Raw genomic sequence first — 1,417 nt, 5'->3', positions numbered from 1 at the left:
GAGGGGGCCGAGCTGATACAGGCCCGCGAGCAGGAAGGTCACCGCGCCGATCCAGCGCCCGGCGGTCGGATGGTCGTCCACCAGGCCGCCGGTGAGGGCCAGGGCCGCGTAGGCGAGCAGTCCGAAGGCGGTCCACACCAGCAGATAGCCGCCCACGAACTCGACGGTGCGCGCGGTCCGCGTCCAGCCGGAGGACTGCCGGCCGATGCCCCGCACCCAGGTGATGGCCACCGGCGCCATGGACGGCAGCATCATGGCCGCCATCATCGTCACCCACAGCAGCAGGAAGACCGGCAGCGCCATCCCCATCGTGCCGGGCTCGACCCCCATGTCCCGGGCCTGCCCGACCGTCAGCGCCCAGGCGGGCACCGCGATGAGAAGGATCAGGAACCAGGCGGTCGCGAGATCCCGCGTCGGCAACAGGCCTCCGCCCGCTCCGGTCGGCGCGGGCGACCGGGTGGACGCGAAGGCGGAAGTCCGGATGTGACGCATGGGCGTGTACTCCTGGCGGCTGATTCCAGGACAGCACGCATGCCTGTGCGACGCGACCCGAGGCCCGCGACCCTACGCCGGAACCGGCGTCGCCCCCTCGTAGGAGCGGCCGATCGCGGCGCTCGTGGAACACCGCGGCCGTCTTTCCCTCGACCCGTTCCTGCCCAGCCACATCAGCCACGGCCTCAGAGGGCTGGCGGCGGGTTTCCCCCTGGCGGTGTACCTGTTCGTCGGCTGGGAGAACTCGGCCGCGCTGGCCGAGGAGACGGAGAATCCGCGGCGCGACGTCGGCCGCGCGGTGTTCTCCTCCATCGCGATCATGACGGTGAGCTACGTTCTGTTCGCCTACGCCACGGTGACCGGCTTCGGCTACGACGTCACCAGGCTCGGGGCCTCCCCGATCCCCTTCGTCGAGGTGGCCCAGCACACCCTCGGCGCACTGGCGTTCCTCACCTATCTGGGCGGTCTGACCTCCACGCTCGGCGTGCTGATCGCCGGCATCAACTCCCAGGCCCGCCTGGTGTTCAACGCCGGGCGCGAGGGACTGCTTCCGTCCTTCTTCGGCTACGTGCACCCCATCCGCCGCACACCGAACAACGCGATCATCACCTTCGCCGCCATCTCGCTGCTGATCATCGGCGGCTGGGGCCTGGGCCACCTGCTGGGATCCGCCGGCGGCTCGATGGACCCGGTGGTCTTCTTCACCGAGTCCATCGACCCTCGGCGCCATCCTGATCCTGCTGGTCTACCTGGCGTCCAACATCGCCCTGCCGCTGTACTACCGCAGGTACCGGCCGCAGGAGTTCCGGGTGGTCCGGCACCTGGTGCTGCCCGCGCTCGGCACCCTGGCCATCCTGGTCCCGCTGTACTACCTCGCCAAGCCGGGCCAGCCCGCTCCGTACAACTGGTTCCCCTACGCGGCGCT

The 1,417-nt window shown here is 70.4% G+C and carries 1 protein-coding gene and 1 pseudogene; one reads left to right on the top strand and one right to left on the bottom strand.

Features of this window, described 5'->3' with window-relative positions; genetic code table 11:
- A partial coding sequence (locus JF597_RS55045) for a DUF2182 domain-containing protein (RefSeq protein ID WP_294014757.1) occupies positions 1–492 on the bottom strand: 492 nt, incomplete at its 3' end.
- 112 nt (positions 493–604) lie between these two features.
- On the opposite strand from JF597_RS55045, the pseudogene JF597_RS55040 reads away from it, so the two are divergent.
- Positions 605–1,417: pseudogene (locus tag JF597_RS55040) on the top strand (APC family permease); the annotation flags it as partial.

The sequence above is a fragment of the Streptomyces sp. genome (genome assembly GCF_019510245.1).
Lineage (GTDB): Bacteria > Actinomycetota > Actinomycetes > Streptomycetales > Streptomycetaceae > Streptomyces.
This window is presented reverse-complemented; position numbering and strand designations above follow the sequence as displayed.